At 58.6% G+C, this 21,326-nt stretch carries 19 protein-coding genes; 7 read left to right on the top strand and 12 right to left on the bottom strand.

The features are described from left to right. Positions 1-10 precede the first annotated feature (10 nt). The 3 genes from EQV96_RS11790 to treP form a co-directional block, all read right to left on the bottom strand. Positions 11-1,234, bottom strand: a complete 1,224-nt coding sequence (locus tag EQV96_RS11790) for a carbohydrate porin (RefSeq protein WP_133144822.1) — start codon at positions 1,232-1,234, stop codon at positions 11-13. Positions 1,235-1,272: 38 nt separating this feature from the next. Next, complete coding sequence (treC, locus tag EQV96_RS11795) at positions 1,273-2,916, bottom strand: alpha,alpha-phosphotrehalase (RefSeq protein WP_169917158.1); 1,644 nt, start codon at positions 2,914-2,916, stop codon at positions 1,273-1,275. Between the two features lie 130 nt (positions 2,917-3,046). Next, the gene (gene treP, locus EQV96_RS11800; protein ID WP_095001447.1) at positions 3,047-4,489 is read right to left on the bottom strand and encodes a PTS system trehalose-specific EIIBC component; all 1,443 of its coding nucleotides are present in this window, start codon (positions 4,487-4,489) and stop codon (positions 3,047-3,049) included. A gap of 195 nt (positions 4,490-4,684) precedes the next feature. Here treP and treR point away from each other — a divergent pair, with 195 nt between their 5' ends. Continuing rightward, positions 4,685-5,389, top strand: coding sequence for a trehalose operon repressor (treR, locus tag EQV96_RS11805; RefSeq protein WP_095001448.1), 705 nt, complete (start codon positions 4,685-4,687; stop codon positions 5,387-5,389). Positions 5,390-5,432: 43 nt separating this feature from the next. Here the strand turns inward: treR and EQV96_RS11810 are convergent, their stop codons facing one another. Both EQV96_RS11810 and EQV96_RS11815 read right to left on the bottom strand, forming a co-directional pair. Beyond that, positions 5,433-6,089, bottom strand: a complete 657-nt coding sequence (locus EQV96_RS11810) for a trypsin-like peptidase domain-containing protein (RefSeq protein WP_095001449.1) — start codon at positions 6,087-6,089, stop codon at positions 5,433-5,435. Between the two features lie 301 nt (positions 6,090-6,390). Next, complete coding sequence (locus tag EQV96_RS11815; protein ID WP_095018344.1) at positions 6,391-6,948, bottom strand: hypothetical protein; 558 nt, start codon at positions 6,946-6,948, stop codon at positions 6,391-6,393. Positions 6,949-7,064: 116 nt separating this feature from the next. Here EQV96_RS11815 and EQV96_RS11820 point away from each other — a divergent pair, with 116 nt between their 5' ends. The 3 genes from EQV96_RS11820 to EQV96_RS11830 are packed head-to-tail and all read left to right on the top strand — an operon-like array spanning position 7,065 to position 8,296. Beyond that, complete coding sequence (locus tag EQV96_RS11820; protein WP_095018343.1) at positions 7,065-7,376, top strand: hypothetical protein; 312 nt, start codon at positions 7,065-7,067, stop codon at positions 7,374-7,376. Positions 7,377-7,401: 25 nt separating this feature from the next. Beyond that, positions 7,402-7,728 carry a hypothetical protein gene (locus EQV96_RS11825; protein ID WP_095026419.1) on the top strand — a complete coding sequence of 109 codons (327 nt, stop codon included), beginning with the start codon at positions 7,402-7,404 and terminating at the stop codon, positions 7,726-7,728. A 25-nt stretch (positions 7,729-7,753) separates the two neighbouring features. Continuing rightward, a complete protein-coding gene (locus tag EQV96_RS11830) occupies positions 7,754-8,296 on the top strand; it encodes a hypothetical protein (RefSeq protein ID WP_240882060.1) in 543 nt (180 codons plus the stop codon). A 159-nt stretch (positions 8,297-8,455) separates the two neighbouring features. Here the strand turns inward: EQV96_RS11830 and guaA are convergent, their stop codons facing one another. From guaA to EQV96_RS11850, 4 genes are all read right to left on the bottom strand, one after another. Then, positions 8,456-10,033, bottom strand: a complete 1,578-nt coding sequence (guaA, locus tag EQV96_RS11835) for a glutamine-hydrolyzing GMP synthase (RefSeq protein ID WP_016779631.1) — start codon at positions 10,031-10,033, stop codon at positions 8,456-8,458. 103 nt (positions 10,034-10,136) lie between these two features. Further along, positions 10,137-11,606: an IMP dehydrogenase gene (gene guaB, locus EQV96_RS11840; protein ID WP_016779630.1), complete on the bottom strand. Its 1,470-nt coding sequence runs from the start codon at positions 11,604-11,606 to the stop codon at positions 10,137-10,139. Between the two features lie 283 nt (positions 11,607-11,889). Beyond that, the gene (locus tag EQV96_RS11845; RefSeq protein WP_095001456.1) at positions 11,890-12,438 is read right to left on the bottom strand and encodes a sugar ABC transporter ATPase; all 549 of its coding nucleotides are present in this window, start codon (positions 12,436-12,438) and stop codon (positions 11,890-11,892) included. Between the two features lie 50 nt (positions 12,439-12,488). Then, positions 12,489-13,232, bottom strand: a complete 744-nt coding sequence (locus EQV96_RS11850; RefSeq protein WP_095001457.1) for a sulfite exporter TauE/SafE family protein — start codon at positions 13,230-13,232, stop codon at positions 12,489-12,491. An 80-nt stretch (positions 13,233-13,312) separates the two neighbouring features. Here EQV96_RS11850 and xseA point away from each other — a divergent pair, with 80 nt between their 5' ends. From xseA to leuA, 3 genes are all read left to right on the top strand, one after another. Continuing rightward, complete coding sequence (gene xseA, locus EQV96_RS11855) at positions 13,313-14,692, top strand: exodeoxyribonuclease VII large subunit (protein WP_095001630.1); 1,380 nt, start codon at positions 13,313-13,315, stop codon at positions 14,690-14,692. 3 nt (positions 14,693-14,695) lie between these two features. Next, positions 14,696-15,520: a M23 family metallopeptidase gene (locus EQV96_RS11860; RefSeq protein ID WP_240882061.1), complete on the top strand. Its 825-nt coding sequence runs from the start codon at positions 14,696-14,698 to the stop codon at positions 15,518-15,520. Between the two features lie 346 nt (positions 15,521-15,866). After that, positions 15,867-17,546: a 2-isopropylmalate synthase gene (leuA, locus tag EQV96_RS11865; RefSeq protein WP_095026022.1), complete on the top strand. Its 1,680-nt coding sequence runs from the start codon at positions 15,867-15,869 to the stop codon at positions 17,544-17,546. 211 nt (positions 17,547-17,757) lie between these two features. Here the strand turns inward: leuA and EQV96_RS11870 are convergent, their stop codons facing one another. From EQV96_RS11870 to der, 3 genes are all read right to left on the bottom strand, one after another. Then, on the bottom strand, positions 17,758-18,549 hold the full coding sequence (locus EQV96_RS11870; protein WP_095018338.1) for an amidohydrolase: 792 nt from the start codon (positions 18,547-18,549) through the stop codon (positions 17,758-17,760). Further along, a complete protein-coding gene (locus tag EQV96_RS11875) occupies positions 18,537-19,685 on the bottom strand; it encodes a pyridoxal phosphate-dependent aminotransferase (protein WP_240882062.1) in 1,149 nt (382 codons plus the stop codon). The genes EQV96_RS11870 and EQV96_RS11875 overlap by 13 nt, the downstream gene beginning before the upstream one ends. Positions 19,686-19,808: 123 nt before the next feature. Further along, positions 19,809-21,278, bottom strand: a complete 1,470-nt coding sequence (der, locus tag EQV96_RS11880) for a ribosome biogenesis GTPase Der (RefSeq protein ID WP_016779615.1) — start codon at positions 21,276-21,278, stop codon at positions 19,809-19,811. Positions 21,279-21,326: the final 48 nt, after the last annotated feature.

Below are 21,326 nucleotides of genomic sequence, written 5' to 3' on the forward strand. Positions count from 1 at the left end.
GACAGCTCGCTTACTTCCACCAGTACTCGGCTTGCAAACCTGCGTTGGAACCGTGACGGGCCGAACCGAATGCACCGCTGTCGGAGAGCGCCGAGCCTGCATCAAACTCATTGGCGGCGCGCTGTGCCGCAGCGTTCCAGCTGGCATAGGTGTAATACAAACGCACTTCCGGGCGCGTCCAGAAACCTGGGCCCTTGGGTGACCAGGTGGGCGCGAAAGTGAACTTGCTCAACTTGCGCGTACCGTCCGCGGCCTTGACCTGATCGTGCCCCAGCTCGGTGACCAGCTTGAACTGCTCACTGATCGCGTAAGTCGGGCGCACGCCCAAAGACAGCCACTCCTGATTGCCGCCGTCGGGGCGAAAATCCTTCTGGTACACCGCCTCCACCTGCCCGCCGAAACGCGGCGTCACTTGCCAGTCGAAAAACTCGACGATGCGATAACGCTTGCTGCTGTTATCCAGGCGAAAGTCGCCGGTATAGCCCAGGCCGGTGCCCGAGCCTTCGCCGTACTGCACGGCAAACTTGTTCTTGCCCCCCAGAAACTCGCTCTGCACATGCTGCGCGGTAATGGCCCAGCCACTGTGGGCGTCAGTGCGCTCGGGCTTGTCCAGATAACTGAGGCCCAACTCCAGCTCACCGCCGGGGTTGGTGTTGAAACCGGCCACGTTGAAGTCGTGGCGAGTCACATAGTTTTCCTGGTACAGGTTGTCTTTGCGCGACAGGGCGTAGCTGTATTTCAGGCCACCGATCAGTACATCCTCGATACCGGCACCGGTGGCGCTCTGGTTCCAGTAGTAGAAGTCGGAAATATGGATGTCGTTACGCTTGTAGTAACGGCGCCCGGCCCACAGTGAGCCGCCGTTGAGACCCGGCAGGTTCGACCACTGCGCGTACAGTTGCGGCAGACGCGCCGAACCGTTGTCGCCCTGGAAAGTCAGCTGGCGGTCGTATTGGTTGTACAGCGAGGCCATGCCATCGACGCTCAGTACCGAGCCATCGTCAAAGCTGTACACGTCCTGGCGCAGTTCCAGCTCGGCGTATTGTTCGCACTCGTTGCCCAGCCGGTACTTGGCCTCGGCACCGGGCAGCTTGAAGCAGGATTGCTTGCCGCCATTGAGCGAGTTGCCCACGCCACTGCGCAAATACCCGGCGAACTCCAAAGCGCTGGCCGACAACGGTGCCAGCAGGCACAGGCTGGCGATACAGATGCTGTAGTTGAGTGAAGATTTCATGGAACGACCTTTTTTATTGTTATGGGTAAAACCGGTAATCACTGCAGATGCAGGGCAAATGACTCATACGGACGCAGTGAAATCCGACTGCTGCGCACCGGGCAGTCGTCGTAGTTGCTGATCAGCAGCCGCTGGCTCATACCCGCGTCAACCACTCCTTCAGGCAGTTCGATATCGCAGGGTGTGCCATAGAAGTTGTTGATCACCAGCAGACTCTCGCCATCGCCCTGACGCACATAGACCCATACCTGCTTATGCTCGGGCAACAACAGACGGTATACACCGTGTTGCAGCAAGGGCTCTGCGCGGCGCAAGGCAATCAATTCGCGGTAGTGATGCAGCACCGAAGCCGAGTCATTGCGCTGGTCTTCAACGTTGATAAACGCCGCGTTGGCGGGGATGCCAATCCACGGTTCGACACTGCTGAAACCGGCATTGGCCTGATGATCCCATTGCATTGGCGTGCGGCCGTTGTCCCGTGACTTTTGCTTGATCGCAGCCATGCATTCGTCGTGAGGCACCCCGGCTTCGCGCTTGAGGCGATAGATATTCAGGGTTTCGACATCGCGATACTGCTCGATATGCTCGAACCCGGGGTTGGTCATGCCGATTTCTTCACCCTGATACACATAGGGTGTGCCTTGCAAAAAATGCAGCGCCGTGGCGAGCATTTTGGCCGAGACCACGCGGTGTTCACCGTCATCGCCAAAACGCGAAACCACACGCGGCTGGTCATGGTTACACCAGAACAGCGCGTTCCAGCCGCCACCGGCCTGCATACCAACCTGCCACTCCGAAAGAATGCCCTTGAGCTGCAGGAAATCGAAATCAGCCCGCACCCACTTCTGCATGTTCGGGTAATCGACTTTCAGGTGATGAAAATTGAAGGTCATCGACAGCTCCTGGCTGTCAGGGCGCGAGTAGCGGATGCAGTGCTCAAGGCTGGTGGACGACATCTCGCCGACGCTGACCAGATCGTGGCCGGCAAACACTTCGCGGTGCATCTCCTGCAGGTACTCATGCACGTTGGGGCCATCGGTATAGAAACGGCGGCCGTCGCTGTCGTCCTGGGGGAAATGCGCCGGTTTCGAGATCAGGTTGATCACATCCAGGCGAAAGCCACCCACGCCCTTGTCCCGCCAGAAGCACATCAGCTTGTAGACCTCGGCGCGTACCTTGGGGTTGTCCCAATTGAGGTCGGCCTGAGTGTGGTCAAACAGGTGCAGATAGTACTGGCCGGTTTGCGCCTCGTATTCCCAGGCCGAGCCGCCGAATTTGGACTCCCAGTTGTTTGGCTGGTCGCGCCAGATATAGAAGTCGCGATACGGGTTGTCGAGGCTGCTGCGCGCCTGCTGGAACCACTCGTGTTCGATGGACGTGTGATTGACCACGATATCAAGCATCAGCTTGAGGCCACGGGCACCGGCTTCGCGGATCAGCAGTTCGCAATCGGCCATGCTGCCGTAACTCGGGTCTATGGCGTAGTAATCGCTGATGTCATAGCCGTTGTCGCGCTGGGGCGAGCGCAGGAACGGCGTCAGCCACAGGTAATCGACGCCCAGCCACTGCAGGTAATCGAGCTTGTCGACCACCCCCCGCAAGTCACCGGTCGCGTTGCCCGCGTGGCTGCAAAAGCTTTTTGGGTAGATCTGATAGATCACTGAACGCTGCCAGTCTTGCATGGGGTGTTCCTTGCTTGGACGTTGTAGCCGCTGGTGCAGGCTGCGATAAGGGCCGCTGGACCGTCTATCAAGACGGGCAGCTTCGCAGCCCATCGCAGCCTTCGGCAGCGGCTACAGGAAAGTGGATGTGCTACGCGACGCGATAACCCGGACGAATGATTTTCAGGCTCAGGCCGCAGGTCAGGACAAACGGCACGACAATGGCCATCAACATGCCGATGACAAACATCGGGATGTACTGCGGAATGATCGAAATAAAGCCGGGCAAGCCGCCAACACCGATGGCCGAAGCCAGCACCTTGTTCAGCGACAGGAAAATGCTGCCCAGCGCCGAGCCGATCAGCGCCGCATAGAACGGGAACTTGTAGCGCAGGTTGATCCCGAACATCGCCGGTTCCGTGATGCCAAAGTACGCCGAGACTGCAGAGGTAGAGGCCATGCTGCGCTCACGCACATTGCGGCTCATGTAGAACACCCCGAGCGCGGCGCTGCCCTGGGCCAGGTTGGACATGACGATCATCGGCCAGATAAAGGTGCCGCCGTGGTTGGCAATCAATTGCAGGTCCACGGCGAGAAACATATGGTGCATGCCGGTAATCACCAGCGGTGCATACAGCAGGCCGAAAATCATTCCGCCGAGCACCGGGGCCACGTCGAACAACAGCACTACGCCTTCGGTAATGAGGATGCCGAGGTGACGGGTCACCGGGCCAATGATCGCCAGCGCCAGCACCCCGGTGATGACGATGGTGGTAATGGGTACCACCAGCAATTGAATGGCATTGGGCACTCGCGCCCGTAGCCATTTCTCTATCACGCTCATCACATAGGCGGCCATCAGGATCGGCAGGATCTGCCCCTGGTAGCCCACTTTCTCGATCTGGAACAGGCCCAGGATGTTGAAGTACGGCAGGCTCTGGCCCTCCAGCCCGGCCACGGCCTTGCCGTAGTTCCAGGCATTGAGCAGGTCGGGGTGAACCAGCATCAGGCCCAGCACAATGCCGAGGATTTCACTGCCGCCAAAACGCTTGGCCGCCGACCAGCCCACCAGCGCGGGCAGGAATACAAAAGAGGTATTGGCCATGAGGTTGATCAGGCTCCACACCCCGTCCAGTTGCGGATAAGCGTCGAGCAGGGTTTTGCCGTCGATAAACATGCCCTTGGCGCCGAGCAGGTTGTTAACCCCCATCAGCAAGCCGGCAATGATCAGGGCGGGCAGGATGGGCATAAACACATCGGAGAACACACGCACCAGACGCTGCATGGCGTTGGCCTTGTCGGCGCCCTGCTGCTTCACGTCGGCGATAGTGGCGGCTGCCAGGCCGGTCTGCTCACGCAGGGCGGCATAGACCTTCTCGACTTCACCGGGGCCGATCACCACCTGGTACAGGCCGCCCGTGAAGAAGGAGCCTTTGACCAGATCGATCTGGTTGAGGGTGGTGCTGTCGACCAGGCTTGGGTCCTTGAGGGCCAGGCGCAAGCGTGTGACGCAATGCGCGGCCTGCTCAACGTTGGCGGCACCACCGAGGCTGTGCAGCAGCTCGCGGGCGATCTGGGAATAGTCGTGGCTCATGCGTGGTCTCGCTTGAATTTTTATTATGGAGCGTCGCTGTGGCAGCACGCCGTAGCAAAAAAATACTCGTCTGTACGAGTTAAAGCAACAACTGGTACAGACGAGTTAGTGATTTTTCTGCCGCGTACTTGCGCTGCCTTCCCTCCAACCCTTAAGGTTCCGGGCCCCGAGCCCAACCGGCATAGAGCCCTCGCCATGACCAAATACAATCAGATCTACACGGATCTGCTTGCCAGTATCACCACTGAACGCCTGGCCCGCGGCGCGCGCCTGCCGTCCGAAACCGAGTTGATGGCCAGCTATGGGGCCAGCCGCGGAACCGTGCGCAAGGCGATTGAACAACTGCAGGAGCGTGGATTTGCCCAGAAGATCCACGGCAAGGGCACTTTTGTATTGTCATCCAGCCCGATCGAGTTCCAGCTGGGCGGTATCGTCAGCTTTCAAGAGACCTACCCGCGCCTGGGCGGTAACGTCAGTACCGAGGTGGTGGAGTTCACCCGGTTCCCGCTCGAAGGCGCACTGTGCGAGAAGTTCGATGTTGCAGCGGGCAGCCTGATAACCCGCATCAAACGCGTGCGCCATATTGATGGCAAGCGGGTGATTCTGGACATCAACCATTTTGTCAGCGACCTGATTCCGGGGCTGGATCAGGCCATTGCCGAGCACTCGATCTATGCCTATATCGAGCAGACCCTGAATCTGCAGATCAGCTATGCCCAGCGCACCATCGAAGCGGTGCCGCGCAGCAAGGACGACCAGCAGCACCTGGACCTGGAAGGTCAGAGCCATGTGATCGTGGTGAGCAACCAGACGTTTCTACAGGATGGGCGCCAGTTCGAGTACACCGAGTCGCGGCATACGCTGGACAAGTTCTACTTTTCGGATGTGGCGCGGCGCTGACATCAAAAAAAGCACCCTCACCTTCCGGGGTGAGGGTGCTTTTTTACTTGGCCGCAAACTTCGACCCACGCCCCCCATCAAGCTGCGCCTGCAACATCCCCCATTCGCGGGCAACAATCGAATACGGGATAAAAATGCTCACTCTCTGCGCGCTCTTCAGCTCAGGCAACGTAATAGCACTGTTCAGGCTGGTCGAATAAAAACCGGCATTGATCCCCACCACGCAACCGTCACTGGCGATCACCGGCCCACCCGACATGCCCTTGACCAGCGGGGCATCATGAATGGCATACAGGTCACCGCTGTGATCTTCGGTATTGCTGAAGGGGGTTTTATACACTTTGCCCTTACCCGTCGTGGTCACAAGGTAAGGGCTCACGCCCACGGCCGTGATGCTCTCTCCCACCTGCGGCGCTCGCCATGCCGGGAAGTGGCCATTGGCTTTATGCTTGATAAAGACCAGATCGCAGCGTGTGCTGCAACGGTATGCAACGTTGGGGATAAACGGGGTATGCCCAGTGGTGACGGCGTAGTCCTCATTCCATTGCACGGCCGAGGCCATGTACATATACGGCATGGGAAAGCCTGAAAAGACGGGAAAGTAAGCTTCATTGACCGGCCCCGACAAGTCGGGCTTCACGAATCCGTTGCATCCTGCAGTGACAACTCCTATTAACAAGAAGGCCATGATCTTGATCATGATGAATCACCGACTTATAGGGAGGATGCGACTGGCTTTGATTGTCAGTATTTTGACTACAGCAAAAACAGCACGCCTAACCAATTGTTTTGGTTGAGGCATGTATTATTTATGGATGAGGTTTTAATAACGCGTATGAATCAATCGAACTAAGCTCAATTGCCATTTCGAGCAATTGCCACGTTCAAATAATTGGCGTCGGAAGTTTGATGATTCAGAACGCCGACCACAAAAAAAGCGATCAACAGTAAAGGTTGATCGCTTTTTATATCAAGCCGGGCTCAAGGCCTTTCATGCACTATCAGTCTGCGGCGCCATCATTTTTTTGAGCGCCAACGGTCTTGCGTTCACCGGTTGGAGAAACTTCATACACGTTCATCACCCAAGTGTCAGCGATCACGGTTTCAACCACGTAATTCTTCTTGGCTTGCGGGGTGAATTGCTGCGCAACAGGCTGCTCTTTGTCGAACGGCGTAGGCATTGGAATACCGTTGAAGGTGAACTGCTTGGCCTTGACCGTCCCTTCCACGTGCACCACTTTGTCTGCATCGACCAGCTTGCTGATGCTGTCAGTGCCACCGCCAATTCGCTTCAGATAGGCCGGTATGCGCTTGAAGTAAGCAGTGTCATAAACACGATCACCCGCGTCATCCATTCGACCGTCGGAATACCCGTACATGTAACTGACAGGGTGATCACCCTCCCCGCCGATGGTACGGAAGGTCAAGCTGGCTTGATGGTCATTCATGACCAGTGGCACGACCGGCGTTGAAGTGAGATCACCCGCCTTACGGCTACTGCAACCGGTCATCACAAGGGCGAGTGTGATTGCTAACGGAACTGCCAGATAAGTTTTCATTCGATCCTTGAACAGTCTGAGTGAAGGACAGTATGGAACCATTTGTTGAATGAAAGTTCCCTATACGATGTTGGCGCATCACACTCTACCCGCGTCAAAACCCAAGGAAGAACGCCATGTTCACGAGGAGCCTGTTGCTGAGTTTTTGCGCTGTGTTACTGGTTGGCTGCACGGGAAGGGGCTTTCAACCACCACCCGGGGACTACACACAGTGGTACAAAAAGGGGGTCACCCAATCGGGCGTCGACAACGCCATGCGTGCTTGCGGGTATACCAATCTTGATGGCGTGGGAGACACCTCGCCGATTGATGTTGTGCTGACGCGGTTCTACTGCATGAAGGACGCCGGGTTCAAGCGCAGGGATAAACTCGATCTGTGCAAGCAAGGCCGCATCGGTGAATCCCCGGTATGCGAAGGCCGCCGGTAAACCATTACCAAAAGGAAAACAGGGAATGAACGATCTACGCAACGGACTGTACGGCACCGTACTGGTGTTGGCGGCAGCAGCATTGGGTGGTTGCGCCTCCTCGGCCGCCATCACCGGCGAGCCCGGGGTCAACATGGGGGACAGCTATCAAAAGGTGCTTGAAGTGGTCAGCCGCAACAATACCGTGACCAAACAGGTGGACGGTCAAGGCTTCCGGGCCGAGGGTTACTCAGCGATGTTCAAGGACTGTCGCGTCAAATACTTCCTGTTCCAGGACGCCGATGGTTTGCAGCGCGTGACCTATGAACCTGCGCCGCATCTGTCAGTCAGCCAGAACTGCCGCCAGCCTTAACCTGCCCCTGCGAGTCGATTGCCTGATGAGACTGTTCACTGTAATCCCCGCCGTTCTGCTAGCGCTCAGCGGCTGCGGCCAAGTGGCAAACGTGCGTTCGCTGTCTACCGGCTACATACCCCCGCAGAGCGGCGAGACTGCCCGTATTCGTCTGCTCACCGACGGTCTGGTGCGCGCCGTGCCGGGGCGTGACTGCCTCGACTGGAATGTGCCCGGCGCGGGGGTGATGGCGTCGGCGAAATCCGGCTTCCCCGACCATAACGGCGAAAACCTCAGCATTGCCGGGCCGATCTATTCGTTGGCAGGTTCGGTCTCGTCAGAGCTGGTAGTGCCGGCGAACAAGCCGATCGCGCTCCATTACCTGGGGCGCCTGCAATATGCCCGGCAGTGCGCCAGGACCATGACCTTCGTACCTCGGCCCGGGGTGGATTACCGGGTGCAGGCATCCATGTCGGCAGACTGCTCATTCCTGCTGGATGAGCTTTCAGCTGACGGCATGCAATGGGTCGCTGTCGAGCCGAAGCCTGATGGCAAGGTGTCGATGTGTCACGCGATGGATAACTTCTAGCCGAAATCAGCGCGGCCCCGTACCAAGCCACCTGAACACGCTGCCTGGCGATGCACAAAACAGCCAGAAATTGCCAGCCCAAAAAAGCCAAAAGCCCGCAATTAAGCGGGCTTCAGGGTATTTCTTGCTAGATCGTGCCGGTCAGTGCCGGACGCCCAATCATTCCCACTCAATCGTTGCCGGCGGCTTGCTCGACACGTCATAAGTTACGCGGGAGATGCCTTCGATTTCGTTGATGATCCGGCCGCTGACGGTTTCCAGCAGTTCGTAAGGCAGGTGAGCCCAACGCGCGGTCATGAAGTCGATGGTTTCTACGGCACGCAGGGCAACTACCCAGGCGTAACGACGGCCATCGCCTACAACACCAACCGATTTCACCGGCTGGAACACCACGAATGCCTGGCTCACTTTGTGATACCAGTCGGCCTTGCGCAGCTCTTCGATAAAGATGTGGTCAGCACGACGCAGGATGTCGGCGTATTCCTTTTTCACTTCACCCAGGATGCGCACGCCCAGACCCGGGCCCGGGAACGGGTGACGGTAGACCATGTCGTACGGCAGGCCCAGCTCCAGACCCAGACGACGGACTTCGTCCTTGAACAGCTCACGCAGCGGTTCAACCAGCTTGAGGTTCATTTCGTCCGGCAGGCCGCCCACGTTGTGGTGCGACTTGATGACGTGAGCCTTGCCGCTCTTGGCGCCAGCCGACTCGATCACGTCCGGGTAGATGGTGCCCTGGGCCAGGTACTTGATGTTTTCCAGCTTGCAGGATTCGGCATCGAACACGTCGATAAAGGTACGGCCGATGATCTTGCGCTTTTTCTCCGGGTCGCTTTCGCCAGCCAGGTTGTTCAGGAACTGGTCGGCAGCGTTGGCGCGGATCACCTTGACGCCCATGTTCTCGGCGAACATGGCCATCACTTGCTCACCTTCGTGCAGGCGCAGCAGGCCGTTGTCCACGAATACGCAGGTCAACTGGTCGCCGATGGCCTTGTGCAGCAAAGCTGCTACTACCGAGGAGTCAACACCGCCGGACAAGCCCAGCAATACGTTGTCGGTACCAACCTGGGCACGGATGTTGGCAATCGCGTCTTCGGCGATTTTCGACGGCGTCCACAGGGCTTCGCAGCCGCAGATGTCGAGGATAAAGCGCGACAGGATGCGACCGCCCTGCTTGGTGTGGGTCACTTCCGGGTGGAACTGCACGCCGTAGTAGCCGCGCTCGTCGTTGAACATGCCGGCAATCGGGCAGCTTGGAGTGCTGGCCAGAATGTGGAAGTCGGACGGCATTTTGGTGACTTTGTCACCGTGGCTCATCCACACGTCCAGACCGAACAGGCCGTCGGCGTCGATATGGTCTTCGATACCGTCCAGCAGGCGGCTTTTGCCGACCACGTCTACACGGGCATAACCAAACTCGCGCAGCTCGGAACCTTCAACCTTGCCGCCCAGTTGCTCGGCCATGGTCTGCATGCCGTAGCAGATACCGAAAACTGGTACGCCCAGGTCAAATACAGCTTGTGGGGCGCGCGGGCTGCCGGCTTCGTGTACCGACTCCGGGCCACCGGCCAGGATGATGCCTTTAGGGGCGAATTCGCGGATCGCTGCGTCGTCCATGTCGAACGGGTGCAGTTCGCAGTAAACGCCGATTTCGCGCACGCGGCGGGCGATCAGCTGGGTGTACTGGGAACCGAAGTCCAGGATCAGGATGCGGTGAGCGTGAATGTCGAGGGCCATGACAAAATCTCGATTAATTTCAGAAACGACACGGGGCTGAATCAAACAGCCCCGGTGACTTAATTCGTATCGCACCCGGGTGTGAACCCGGGTGCGACCACTATCAACCTACGCGATAGTTGGGTGCTTCCTTGGTGATCTGCACGTCGTGGACGTGGGATTCAGCCATGCCAGCGCCGGTGATACGCACGAACTCGGGCTTGGTACGCATTTGTTCGATGTCGGCACAGCCGGTGTAACCCATCGAAGAACGCAGACCGCCCATCAGTTGGTGAATGATCGCCGTCAGCGAGCCTTTGTACGCCACGCGACCTTCAATACCTTCCGGCACCAGCTTCTCGGCACCCGCGGAGGAGTCCTGGAAGTAACGGTCAGAGGAGCCCTGGGATTGCGACATCGCACCCAGCGAACCCATGCCGCGGTAAGCCTTGTACGAACGGCCCTGGTACAGCTCGATTTCGCCTGGTGCTTCTTCAGTACCGGCAAACATCGAACCCATCATCACGCAGGAAGCACCGGCAACGATGGCCTTGGACAGGTCACCCGAAAAACGGATGCCGCCGTCGGCGATCAGAGGTACGCCAGTGCCTTCAAGGGCAGCGGCCACATTGGCAATCGCGCTGATTTGCGGAACGCCAACACCGGCAACGATACGGGTGGTGCAGATCGAGCCCGGGCCGATACCGACTTTAACTGCGTCAGCGCCGGCTTCAGCCAGGGCCAGGGCAGCAGCGCCAGTGGCGATGTTGCCGCCAATGACCTGAACTTCAGGGAAGTTCTGCTTGACCCAGCGAACGCGGTCGATCACGCCTTTGGAGTGACCGTGGGCGGTGTCGACTACCACCACGTCAACGCCGGCAGCCACGAGGGCGGCCACGCGATCAGCGGTGTCCTTGCCGGTACCGACCGCAGCGCCTACGCGCAGACGACCCTGGTCGTCCTTGCTGGCCAACGGGTAAGCCTTGGCTTTTTCGATGTCGTTAACGGTCATCATGCCCTTGAGGGCAAAGTTGTCGTCGACGATCAGCACGCGCTCGATACGGTGCTTGTGCAACAGCTCGCGGGCTTCTTCCTTGTCGGCGCCTTCCTTGACCGTAACCAGACGCTCTTTAGGCGTCATCACGTCACGAACGGTAGCTTCCAGACGGTTTTCAAAGCGTACGTCACGGGATGTCACGATGCCGACCAGGTCGCCATTGTGCAGTACCGGAACGCCGGAGATATTGTGCTGGCGGGTCAGCTCAAGCAGCTCACGTACCGTGGCATCAGCCTCGATAGTGATCGGCTCTTTAACCACGCCGGCTTCGAAACGCTTGACCTTGCGAACTTCGTGAGCTTGCTGCTCGATGGTCATGTTCTTGTGGATGATACCGATACCGCCTTCCTGAGCCATGGCGATTGCCAGACGGGCTTCAGTTACGGTGTCCATTGCAGCGGAAACCAGCGGAATATTCAGTTCAATGCCACGGGTCAAACGAGTCTTTAAATTGACTTCGTTCGGGAGAACCTCGGAATAACCGGGGACGAGAAGGATGTCATCGAATGTGAGTGCTTCTTGGCTGATACGCAGCATCGCTGGGGCTCCCGAGCGGGAAAATGGAAGCGCGCCATTGTACTCAAAACCCCTGGATCTCTCAACGGAAACCTTTAGAGAGTTTTGCGCTAAGGGCCAATGATTAGCTGACTTTGAAGGCAGAAATTGAACCGTAGCAGCTGCCGAAGGCTGCGTCCGGCGGCGTAGCCGTCGTAAATCCATAGCACGCGTTTTTTCAGCTGAACCGCGTGCCCCGGACTTACGATCGCTTCGCAATCGAACGCAGCCTCGTTCCTTCGGCAGCTGCTACGGAATTTTCACCTCAGAGTTCGACTTTCACCCACGCCACCGGCTGGTCGAGCCAGTCGGCGAACTCGTCGAGAAAGCTTTGCTTGAATCCAGCCTCGGCCCAGTTGTTGAAAATAAACCCAAGGTTGGAAAACGCACACGGCTGTAAAAACAGAAAACCGTTGATGTCGTCTTCGTGGGCGCACAGCGGACAGATGAAGTTGTCGGTACGCCCCGGCATCCAGTCTTCGAGGCTTTCAAACAGTGCCTCGCCCACTTCCTTGCGGCACTCGGCGCAACCGGCTTCTTCAAGAAAACCTTTGGCCGGTGTGTAGATGCAGCGCTTGGTGATGATCTCCAGGCCATTGACCGGCTGCCCGAAAGGCAGAGCCTCGGGGTGCAGCACCACTTCACGGGCACCGGGGGCGATGGCGTAGGCCATGCCATTGCCGGTACGGCCGCAGGTGGTGAGCTCTTCTTCGATGATGTTCTTGCGCACCAGCCAGCGCACGATGGCCCGGGCACGCGGCTCATGCACCGGCAAGGTGGAGATTTTTGGAACGATGATGCTTTGCGAGTTCATGGGGTACGGCACATATGGATAAGAGCGACTACAGGGTTCAGCCACGCAGTTTAACTCAGGTAACGCGCAATCAGCGCAATGCCGCTGGCCAGCACCAGCCACGTTACCAGCCGCACAAACGCCTCGCGGGACAATTTGCGCGTCAGCCGGCGGCCAACCCACAGTCCCATTGCCATCGCCGGTAACAGGCAGGCGCCAAGCAACAACAGCTCGCCATCGGCATACACACCGGCAAGTACGAACAACGTAAGACGCACCACGGTGCTGCAACTGATCAACGCACTCTGGGTGGCGCGGGCAGCGTCTTTGGGCAAGCGGGCATTCAGATAAAGCGCATACAAAAAACCGCCACTGCCAAACAGCGCACCAAACAACCCGCCGGTGATACCCGTGGGGATGGCCCAACCGGCAGCGAGCCGTGCCGGCTTCACCTTCACCGCCAGGCTGTACAAGGCGTAAGCGGTGATAAAAACCCCCATCAACAGCAACAACAGGTCGGATTTAAGGTTCAGCAAAAACACCACGCCCACCACACAGCCGATCGCCATGCACGGCAGCAAACGCAGCAACTCGGGCCGCACAACATCCCGGCGCGACGGCAGCCAGTTACCAAAGGCCGCCACAAAATCCAGCAGCACCAGCAGCGGGATGATTTTCGACAGCGGCAGGCACAGAATCAGGATCGGCCCGGCCACCAGCGCCGTGCCGAACCCGGCCACACCAAAGACGATATAGGCCAGGGCAATGGCCAGCTCCAGCAGCACCCACTCACCACCACTAAACGGCAAATCCATTGCTCTGCTTCCTTGTTTTTAGTGCGCAGACTTCTATCAGACAGGTGCAGTGATAACAATCCGCCCTTATGATGACCCGCATGATTAAAGACCCCTTTGCAAGACTCAATCTCGACCGGGAAGTCCTGACCGTCAGCCAGCTCAATGGCCGGGCGCGGGTGCTGCTCGAAGACGTGTTCAGCAATATCTGGGTAGAAGGCGAAATCTCCAACCTCGCCCGCCCGGCCTCTGGCCACGTATATTTCACCCTCAAGGACAGCGGCGCCCAGGTGCGTTGTGCGCTGTTTCGCAATAACGCTGCGCGGGTTCGTCAGGCGCTCAAGGATGGCCTGGCGGTCAAGGTGCGCGGCAAGGTCTCGCTGTTTGAAGGCCGTGGCGATTACCAGTTGATCCTCGACACTGTAGAACCCGCCGGCGACGGCGCACTGCGCCTGGCCTTCGATGCACTCAAGGAAAAGCTCGGCGCCGAAGGCCTGTTCAGCCCCGAACGCAAGGTCGCCCTGCCCGCTCACCCGCAGCGCATCGGCATTGTCAGCTCGCCCACCGGCGCGGTGATTCGCGACATCATCAGCGTGTTCCGCCGCCGTGCGCCACAAGTCGAACTGACCCTGATCCCCACCGCCGTTCAAGGCCGCGAAGCCACGGCGCAAATCGTCCGGGCCCTCAAGCTGGCCGATGCACGGGGCTTTGACGCACTGATCCTGGCCCGTGGCGGCGGCTCGCTGGAAGACCTGTGGTGTTTCAACGAAGAAGCCGTGGCTCGCGCCATCGATGCCTGCGTCACCCCTGTCGTCAGTGCCGTGGGTCACGAAACCGATGTCTCGATCGCCGACTTCGTGGCAGACGTGCGCGCGCCCACGCCTTCGGCCGCGGCCGAGCTGCTGGCACCGGACTCAAGCGACCTGCAACGGCGCATCGACAGCCTGCATCGGCGCCTGGTGATGCGCATTCGTGATCGCCTGATGCGCGACCGCTTGCGCCTCGACGGCCTGGCGCGACGCCTGCGTCACCCCGGCGAACGTCTGCGCCAGCAAGCCCAACGCCTGGATGATCTGGACATGCGCATGCGCCGGGCTTTCGAGCGCAGCCTGAATACTCGCCGCGAACGCCTGATCCGCCTCGAAACCCGTCTGGCCGCACAACATCCGGGGCGTCAGCTGGCCATGTTGCGCCAGCGTCTGGACAGCCTGGCCGAGCGCTTGCCCAGGGCCATGCGCGAAGGCCTCAAGGCGCGCCGCATGCAGCTGCAAAACCAGATGCAAACCCTGCATGTGGTCAGCCCGCTGGCGACCCTGGGCCGTGGCTACAGCATCCTGCTCGATGAAAAGGGCAATGCCGTTCGCCGGGCCGCGCAAACGCAAAACGGTCAGCGCTTGACCGCCAGACTGGGCGAAGGCGAACTGCAAGTGCGCGTTGAGGACAATCACCTCACGCCTGTCACCCTTTCTTTACTGGATTAACCAATGCCACGTTTTTTCTCTGCCGTGCTGTTGCTGTGCCTGACTTTCAATGCTCAGGCGGCTGACAGCTATATCACCCGCCTGCTGAACAAACCGGTGCCCGGAGGGGTGGCCGTGATTGAGCTGGGCAGCGCCGCCCAGGCGCCCAAAGCCAGCTATGACGGCAAGCCGGTCATGGTGATCAAGGAACAGGACACCTGGCGGGCGATTGTCGGCATCCCGTTGACGGTCAAACCCGGTAGCCAGCAGATCACCTCCGGTGGGCGCAACCTGAGCTTTGCGGTGGGCAGCAAAAAATACCCCGAGCAACACATCACCTTGAAAAACAAGCGTCAGGTCAATCCCGACCCGGCCGATATCAAGCGCATCGACAACGAGCTGGCGATCCAGATCAAGGCCTACCGCACCTTCAGCCCCAACACGCCGAGCAACCTGTTGCTGGACAAACCGGTCAATGGCCCGCTGTCGAGCAAGTTCGGCGTGCGCCGCTTCTTCAATGGCGAAGAGCGCAACCCTCACGCCGGTCTCGACTTCGCCGTACCTGCTGGCACGCCGATCAAGACCCCGGCAGCGGGCAAGGTAATCCTGATCGGCAATTACTTCTTCAATGGCAATACGGTGTTTGTAGATCACGGCCAGGGCTTTATCAGCATGTTCTGCCATATGTCGAAGATCGACACCAAGGTCGGCCAGCAACTGGCCCGCGGCGATGTGGTGGGCAAGGTCGGCTCGACAGGCCGCGCCACGGGCCCGCATATGCACTGGAACGTCAGCCTCAATGATGCAAGGGTTGACCCGGCGATTTTCATTGGCGCCTTCGCACCCTAACAAGCGCCCAGAAAGGGGAAAAACCCTGTAGCACGCAAGGCATGCCCTCCCTTTAAACCACGCAATCCAGAGCAAGGCAAAAATTAATATGCGCTATAAAAACGCGCATATCTTGTCTTTTCGAGCATTTATCTCAATGTTTTTTATAGGCTTGCCATCTTTCCCGCCAATGGTTAGGGTTGAGCCTATGAACACACCTCACGTCCTCATTCTGCTTCGTCAACACCGCAGCCTTTGCCTCGTCAGTGCACGACTGCAACGCTAGTCGCGGTGCCTCGCCTTCTGCTTTGTATTTCTTCGGCTAGCCGCCTCCTCAATGACCGGCTCGCATAAAAAGGATTGCCTGATGACCATGCTCAAAGACCCTTCTTCCAAATACCGTGCCTTCCCGGTCATTGATTTGCCCGACCGAACGTGGCCGTCAAAAACCATCACCCAGGCGCCGATCTGGTGCAGTTCCGATTTGCGCGACGGTAACCAGTCGCTGATCGAGCCGATGGATGCGGTAAAGAAGCTGCGATTCTGGAAAACCCTGGTCAGCGTAGGCGTTAAAGAAATCGAGGCATCGTTCCCGGCGGCATCGCAAACCGACTTTGACTTTGTCCGCACCCTGATCGAAGACGGCCATATACCGGACGACACCACTATCCAGGTGCTGACCCAGGGCCGCGAAGACTTGATCGCCCGCACCTTCGAATCGCTGCGCGGCGCGAAAAAGGCTATCGTCCACCTGTACAACGCCACTTGCCCTGCTTTCCGCCGCATCGTGTTCAACCAGGACAAGGACGGCATCAAGGAAATCGCGGTCAGCGCGGCGAAGCTGTTCGTCAAATACGCCGCTCAGCAGCCCGAAACCCACTGGACGTTCGAATACTCGCCAGAGACCTTCAGCGCCACCGAACTGGAGTTCGCCAAGGAAGTGTGTGACGCGGTAATCGAAGTGTGGAACCCGACGCCTGAGCACAAGATGATCCTCAACTTGCCTGCCACCGTTGAGTGCGCGACGCCGAATATCTACGCCGACCAGATCGAATGGTTCGGCCGCAATATCAATCGCCGTGACAGCGTGCTGATCAGCCTGCACACCCACAACGACCGTGGCACCGGTGTAGCCGCCACCGAGCTTGGCCTGATGGCTGGCGCCGATCGTGTCGAAGGCTGCCTGTTCGGTAACGGCGAACGGACCGGTAACGTCGACCTGGTGACCGTGGCCCTGAACATGTACACCCAGGGCCTGGATCCGCAGCTGGACTTCTCCGATATCGATGGCGTGCGCAAGGTTGTCGAAGAGTGCAACCAGATCCCGGTGCACCCGCGTCACCCGTATGTGGGCGACCTGGTGCACACCGCGTTCTCCGGTTCGCACCAGGACGCCATTCGCAAAGGCTTCGCCCAGCAGAAACCGGACGCCCTGTGGGAAGTGCCGTACTTGCCGATCGACCCGGCGGATATCGGTCGCAGCTACGAAGCCGTGATTCGGGTTAACAGCCAGTCTGGCAAAGGCGGGATCGCTTACCTGCTGGAGCAGGAATACGGCATCAGCTTGCCGCGCCGGATGCAGATCGAATTCAGCCAGGTGGTACAACGCGAAACTGACCGTCTGGGCCTGGAAATGACTGCTCAGCAGATTCACAGCTTGCTGCGCACCGAGTACTTGCAGGCCAACACTCCTTACGCGCTGGTCAGCCATCGCTTGCAGGAAGAGAACGGTCACAGTGCGGTCGAAGTCGAAGTCTCGGCCAAAGGCGACGGCGAAACCAATCTGCGCTGGAGCGGCAAAGGCAACGGCGCGCTGGAAGCACTGGTAGCCGGCCTGCCGGTCAATGCCGAAATAATGGACTACAACGAGCATGCGATTGGTGCTGGCACCAACGCCAAGGCTGCGGCTTATATAGAGTTGCGGGTCAATGGCGGCCGAGCCGTGCATGGCGTGGGCATTGATGAAAACATCACCACGGCAAGCTTCAAGGCATTGTTCAGCGCTCTGAACCGTTCCCTGAGCGAAGCCGAGGCGAAAGCCGCGTAAACGTTGGCCTGAAACGCAAAAGCCCCCAAGGTGAGAACCCTGGGGGCTTTTTATTGCATCATGACCGACAATCACTAGCCCCTGTGGGAGCGGGCTTGCTCGCGATTCAGGCGGCGCGATTTGGCAGGCAGGCCGCGGTGAGGCCATCGCGGGCAAGCCACGCTCCCACAGGTTTACGTCGTACACACAAGCTGATAACTGCTTCTACAAATCAGCGCAGATCAAAACTGTCCGCATCCAGGTTGGCCGGGAAGCGCTCACGGTAAGCGCCCAATTCGCCCGCATTCAGGCTCATGGTAAATACGCCATCCGCCTCCCCGGCACTGAGCAGCGACTCGCCCTGAAAATCGAGGATATGACTGTCCCCGGTATACACCAGACCTTTGCCGTCCGTGCCCACCCGGTTCACCGCCGCGACATAACACAGGTTTTCGATGGCCCGCGCCGGCAGCAAACGGTTCCAGTGCAACCGCCGCGCACCCGGCCAGTTGGCGGTGTACAGCAACAGGTCGGTGTCATGGGGGTCGCAGCTCCACACCGGGAAGCGCAGGTCATAGCAAATCAGCGGGCGAACACGCCAGCCCTTGACCTCAAACTGGACCTGACGCTCACCCGGAGTGAAATGCTCATGCTCACCGGCCATTCGGAACAGGTGGCGTTTGTCGTAATGCAGCACTTCGCCATCCGGACGCGCCCACAACAGGCGGTTGCGGTGGCTGCCATCCGCCGCGAGCACAATCACGCTGCCCGTCACCACGGCATTGAGCCTTTGTGCCTGCTTGCGCAGCCACTCGGTGGTCGGGCCGCTTTCGGGCTCAGCAAGGGTACTGGACTCCATGCTGAAGCCGGTGGTGAACATCTCAGGCAAGACCACCAGGTCAGCGCCAACAGCCTGCTCGAGCAGCTCGTCGAAATGATCGAAGTTGGCCTGACGGTCATGCCAGGCCAGCGTGGTTTGCACCAGCGCTACGTTTAAATCGGGTAATCCCTTTAGATCACGCATAGTTTCTCTGCTGCTTCACGCAGCGTCTCCTCGCGTTTGGCAAAACACAGTCGAACCAGCCGTTGCCCTGCGGGCGGGGCCTGGTAGAACACCGACACCGGAATGGTGGCTACACCATGCTCACGGGTCAGCCACACCGCCATGTCGACATCATTGAGGTCCGGACGAATTCGGGAGTAATCCACCAACTGGAAATACGTCCCTGCCACCGGTTTGAAAGTAAAACGCGATGGGCTCAGCAAATCACAAAACAGGTCTCGTTTGGCCTGATAAAACCCGGGCAACTCTTCAACGTGCTCGGGGTGGGCACTCATAAAGTCAGCCAATGCATATTGCAGGGGAGTGACCCCACAAAAACTGACGTACTGGTGAACCTTGCGCAATTCGGCGGTCAGAGCCGGCGGTGCCACGACATAACCGGTTTTCCAGCCCGTAACGTGATACGTCTTGCCGAAAGAGCTGACCACGAATGCACGATCGTACAGCTCAGGATGGGACAAAACACTGACATGGGGCACGCCATCGAACACCAGGTGTTCGTACACCTCATCGCTGATGAGGTAGATATCCCGATCAGCAATCAGGCGGGCCAACTGGTCAAGCTCGGCACGGCTGATCAAGGCACCACTGGGGTTGTGCGGGCTGTTGAGAATGATCATGCGCGTGCGCGGGCTCAGCGCATCTTCAAGCTTTTGCCAGTCTATCGAAAAGTCATCCAGCCCCAACTGCACATGCACACAACGGCCACCCGCCAGTTCGACCGAAGGCTCGTAGCTGTCGTAGCACGGATCAAACACAATGACTTCATCGCCAGCATGAATCACGGCCTGAATGGCGCAGAAAATAGCCTGGGTAGCGCCGGGGGTGATGGTCACTTCAGTGTCAGCATCCACCTGTGCGCCATAGCTACGGGCGATCTTGGCCGCCACTTGCTGACGCAACGCAAGCAGGCCGGTCATTGGGGAGTACTGGTTATGACCACTGGCAATGTGCTGGCCAACTGCATCACGCAACGCCTGCGGGCCATCGAAGTCAGGGAACCCCTGAGACAGGTTGAGTGCGCCGGTTTCTGCCGCGAGCTGCGACATGCGCGTGAAGATGGTGGTGCCGACGTTCGGCAACTTGCTGGTGATCATGGCCGTTCCCTGTTGAGTTCCCGGCACTGACTGCGGCACAGGACCCACCGAGGATAGCCCAAACGCCGGACACGAAAAAGGGTCCTTTCGGACCCTTTCTCATTACGCTTTGAGCTTGCGCGGTTAGCGCTTGTCTTTGCGATTTTTCTCGGCTTTCTTGTGGTGCGACATCATGCGACGTTTCTTGTTGACCTGACGGTCGGTCAGCGAGTTCTTGTTGCCTTCGTACGGGTTCTCGCCACCTTTGAACTCGATGCGGATCGGCGTACCGACCAGCTTCAAGACGCGACGGTAGGTGTTTTCGAGATAACGGACGTAAGACTTCGGCACCTTCTCAACCTGGTTACCGTGAATCACGATAATCGGCGGGTTGGCACCACCCAAGTGGGCATAACGCAGCTTGATCCGGCGGCTGTTGACCATCGGTGGCGCGTGCTCGCTAACCGCATCTTCCAGAATCTGGGTCAGGCGGTTGGTCGGCCAGCGGGTAACCGCCGACTTGAAGGAGTTTTGCACCGACTGGTACAGGTTACCCACGCCAGTGCCGTGCAGCGCCGAGATAAAGTGGATATCGGCGAAGTCGACGAAGAACAGGCGACGGGTCAACTCGACCTTGACGAACTCGCGCTCGCTAGGGGTCATGCCGTCCCATTTGTTGATCGCGATAACCAGAGCCCGACCGGCCTCCAGGGCAAAGCCCAACAGGTTGAGGTCGTGGTCAACCACGCCTTCACGGGCGTCCATCACAAAGATCACCACGTTGGCGTCTTTGATCGCTTGCAGGGTTTTGACCACGGAGAATTTTTCAACTTCTTCGTGGATCTTGCCGCGCTTGCGCACACCGGCGGTGTCGATCAGCGTGTACTTCTCGTCGTTACGCTCGAACGGGATGTAGATACTGTCGCGAGTGGTACCCGGTTGGTCATAGACGATTACCCGGTCTTCACCAAGCATGCGGTTAACCAGGGTCGATTTACCGACGTTCGGGCGACCGATGATTGCGATCTTGATGCCGTCTTTTTCGCTAGGGCCCGGAATGCGCTTGGCTTCCTCACCTTCAAGAACAACTTCTTCTTCGCCGTCTTCCGGCTCTTCTTCGTCACGCGGGAAGTTGCTCAGGGCAATTTCCAGCATCTGCGTGATACCACGGCCATGGGCACCGGCGATCGGGATTGCATCGCCCATACCCAGCGGCGCGAACTCGGCGCGAGCCATGTCCGGGTCGATGTTGTCGACCTTGTTGGCCACCACGTAGGAGCGCTTGTTACGTTTGCGAAGGTGTTCGCCGATCATCTGGTCAGCGGCAGTGAAACCCGCCTTTGCATCTACCAGGAACAGAACGACGTCAGCTTCTTCGATGGCCAGCAGCGACTGCTCGGCCATTTTTTCGTCCATACCGTGCTCGTCACCGGAGATACCGCCGGTGTCGACCAGAATGTAGGAACGCCCTTGCCACTTGGCCTCACCGTATTGGCGATCACGGGTCAGACCGGACAAGTCGCCGACGATGGCGTCACGAGTCCTGGTCAGGCGGTTGAACAAGGTGGACTTGCCGACGTTTGGTCGGCCCACCAGGGCGATTACGGGAACCATGCGGCTCTCCACTTCGTTATTTCAGAAAATACAAAAGCCGCTGCAAGG

This window comes from Pseudomonas sp. TMW22080 (genome assembly GCF_022496745.1).
GTDB lineage: Bacteria > Pseudomonadota > Gammaproteobacteria > Pseudomonadales > Pseudomonadaceae > Aquipseudomonas > Aquipseudomonas bubulae.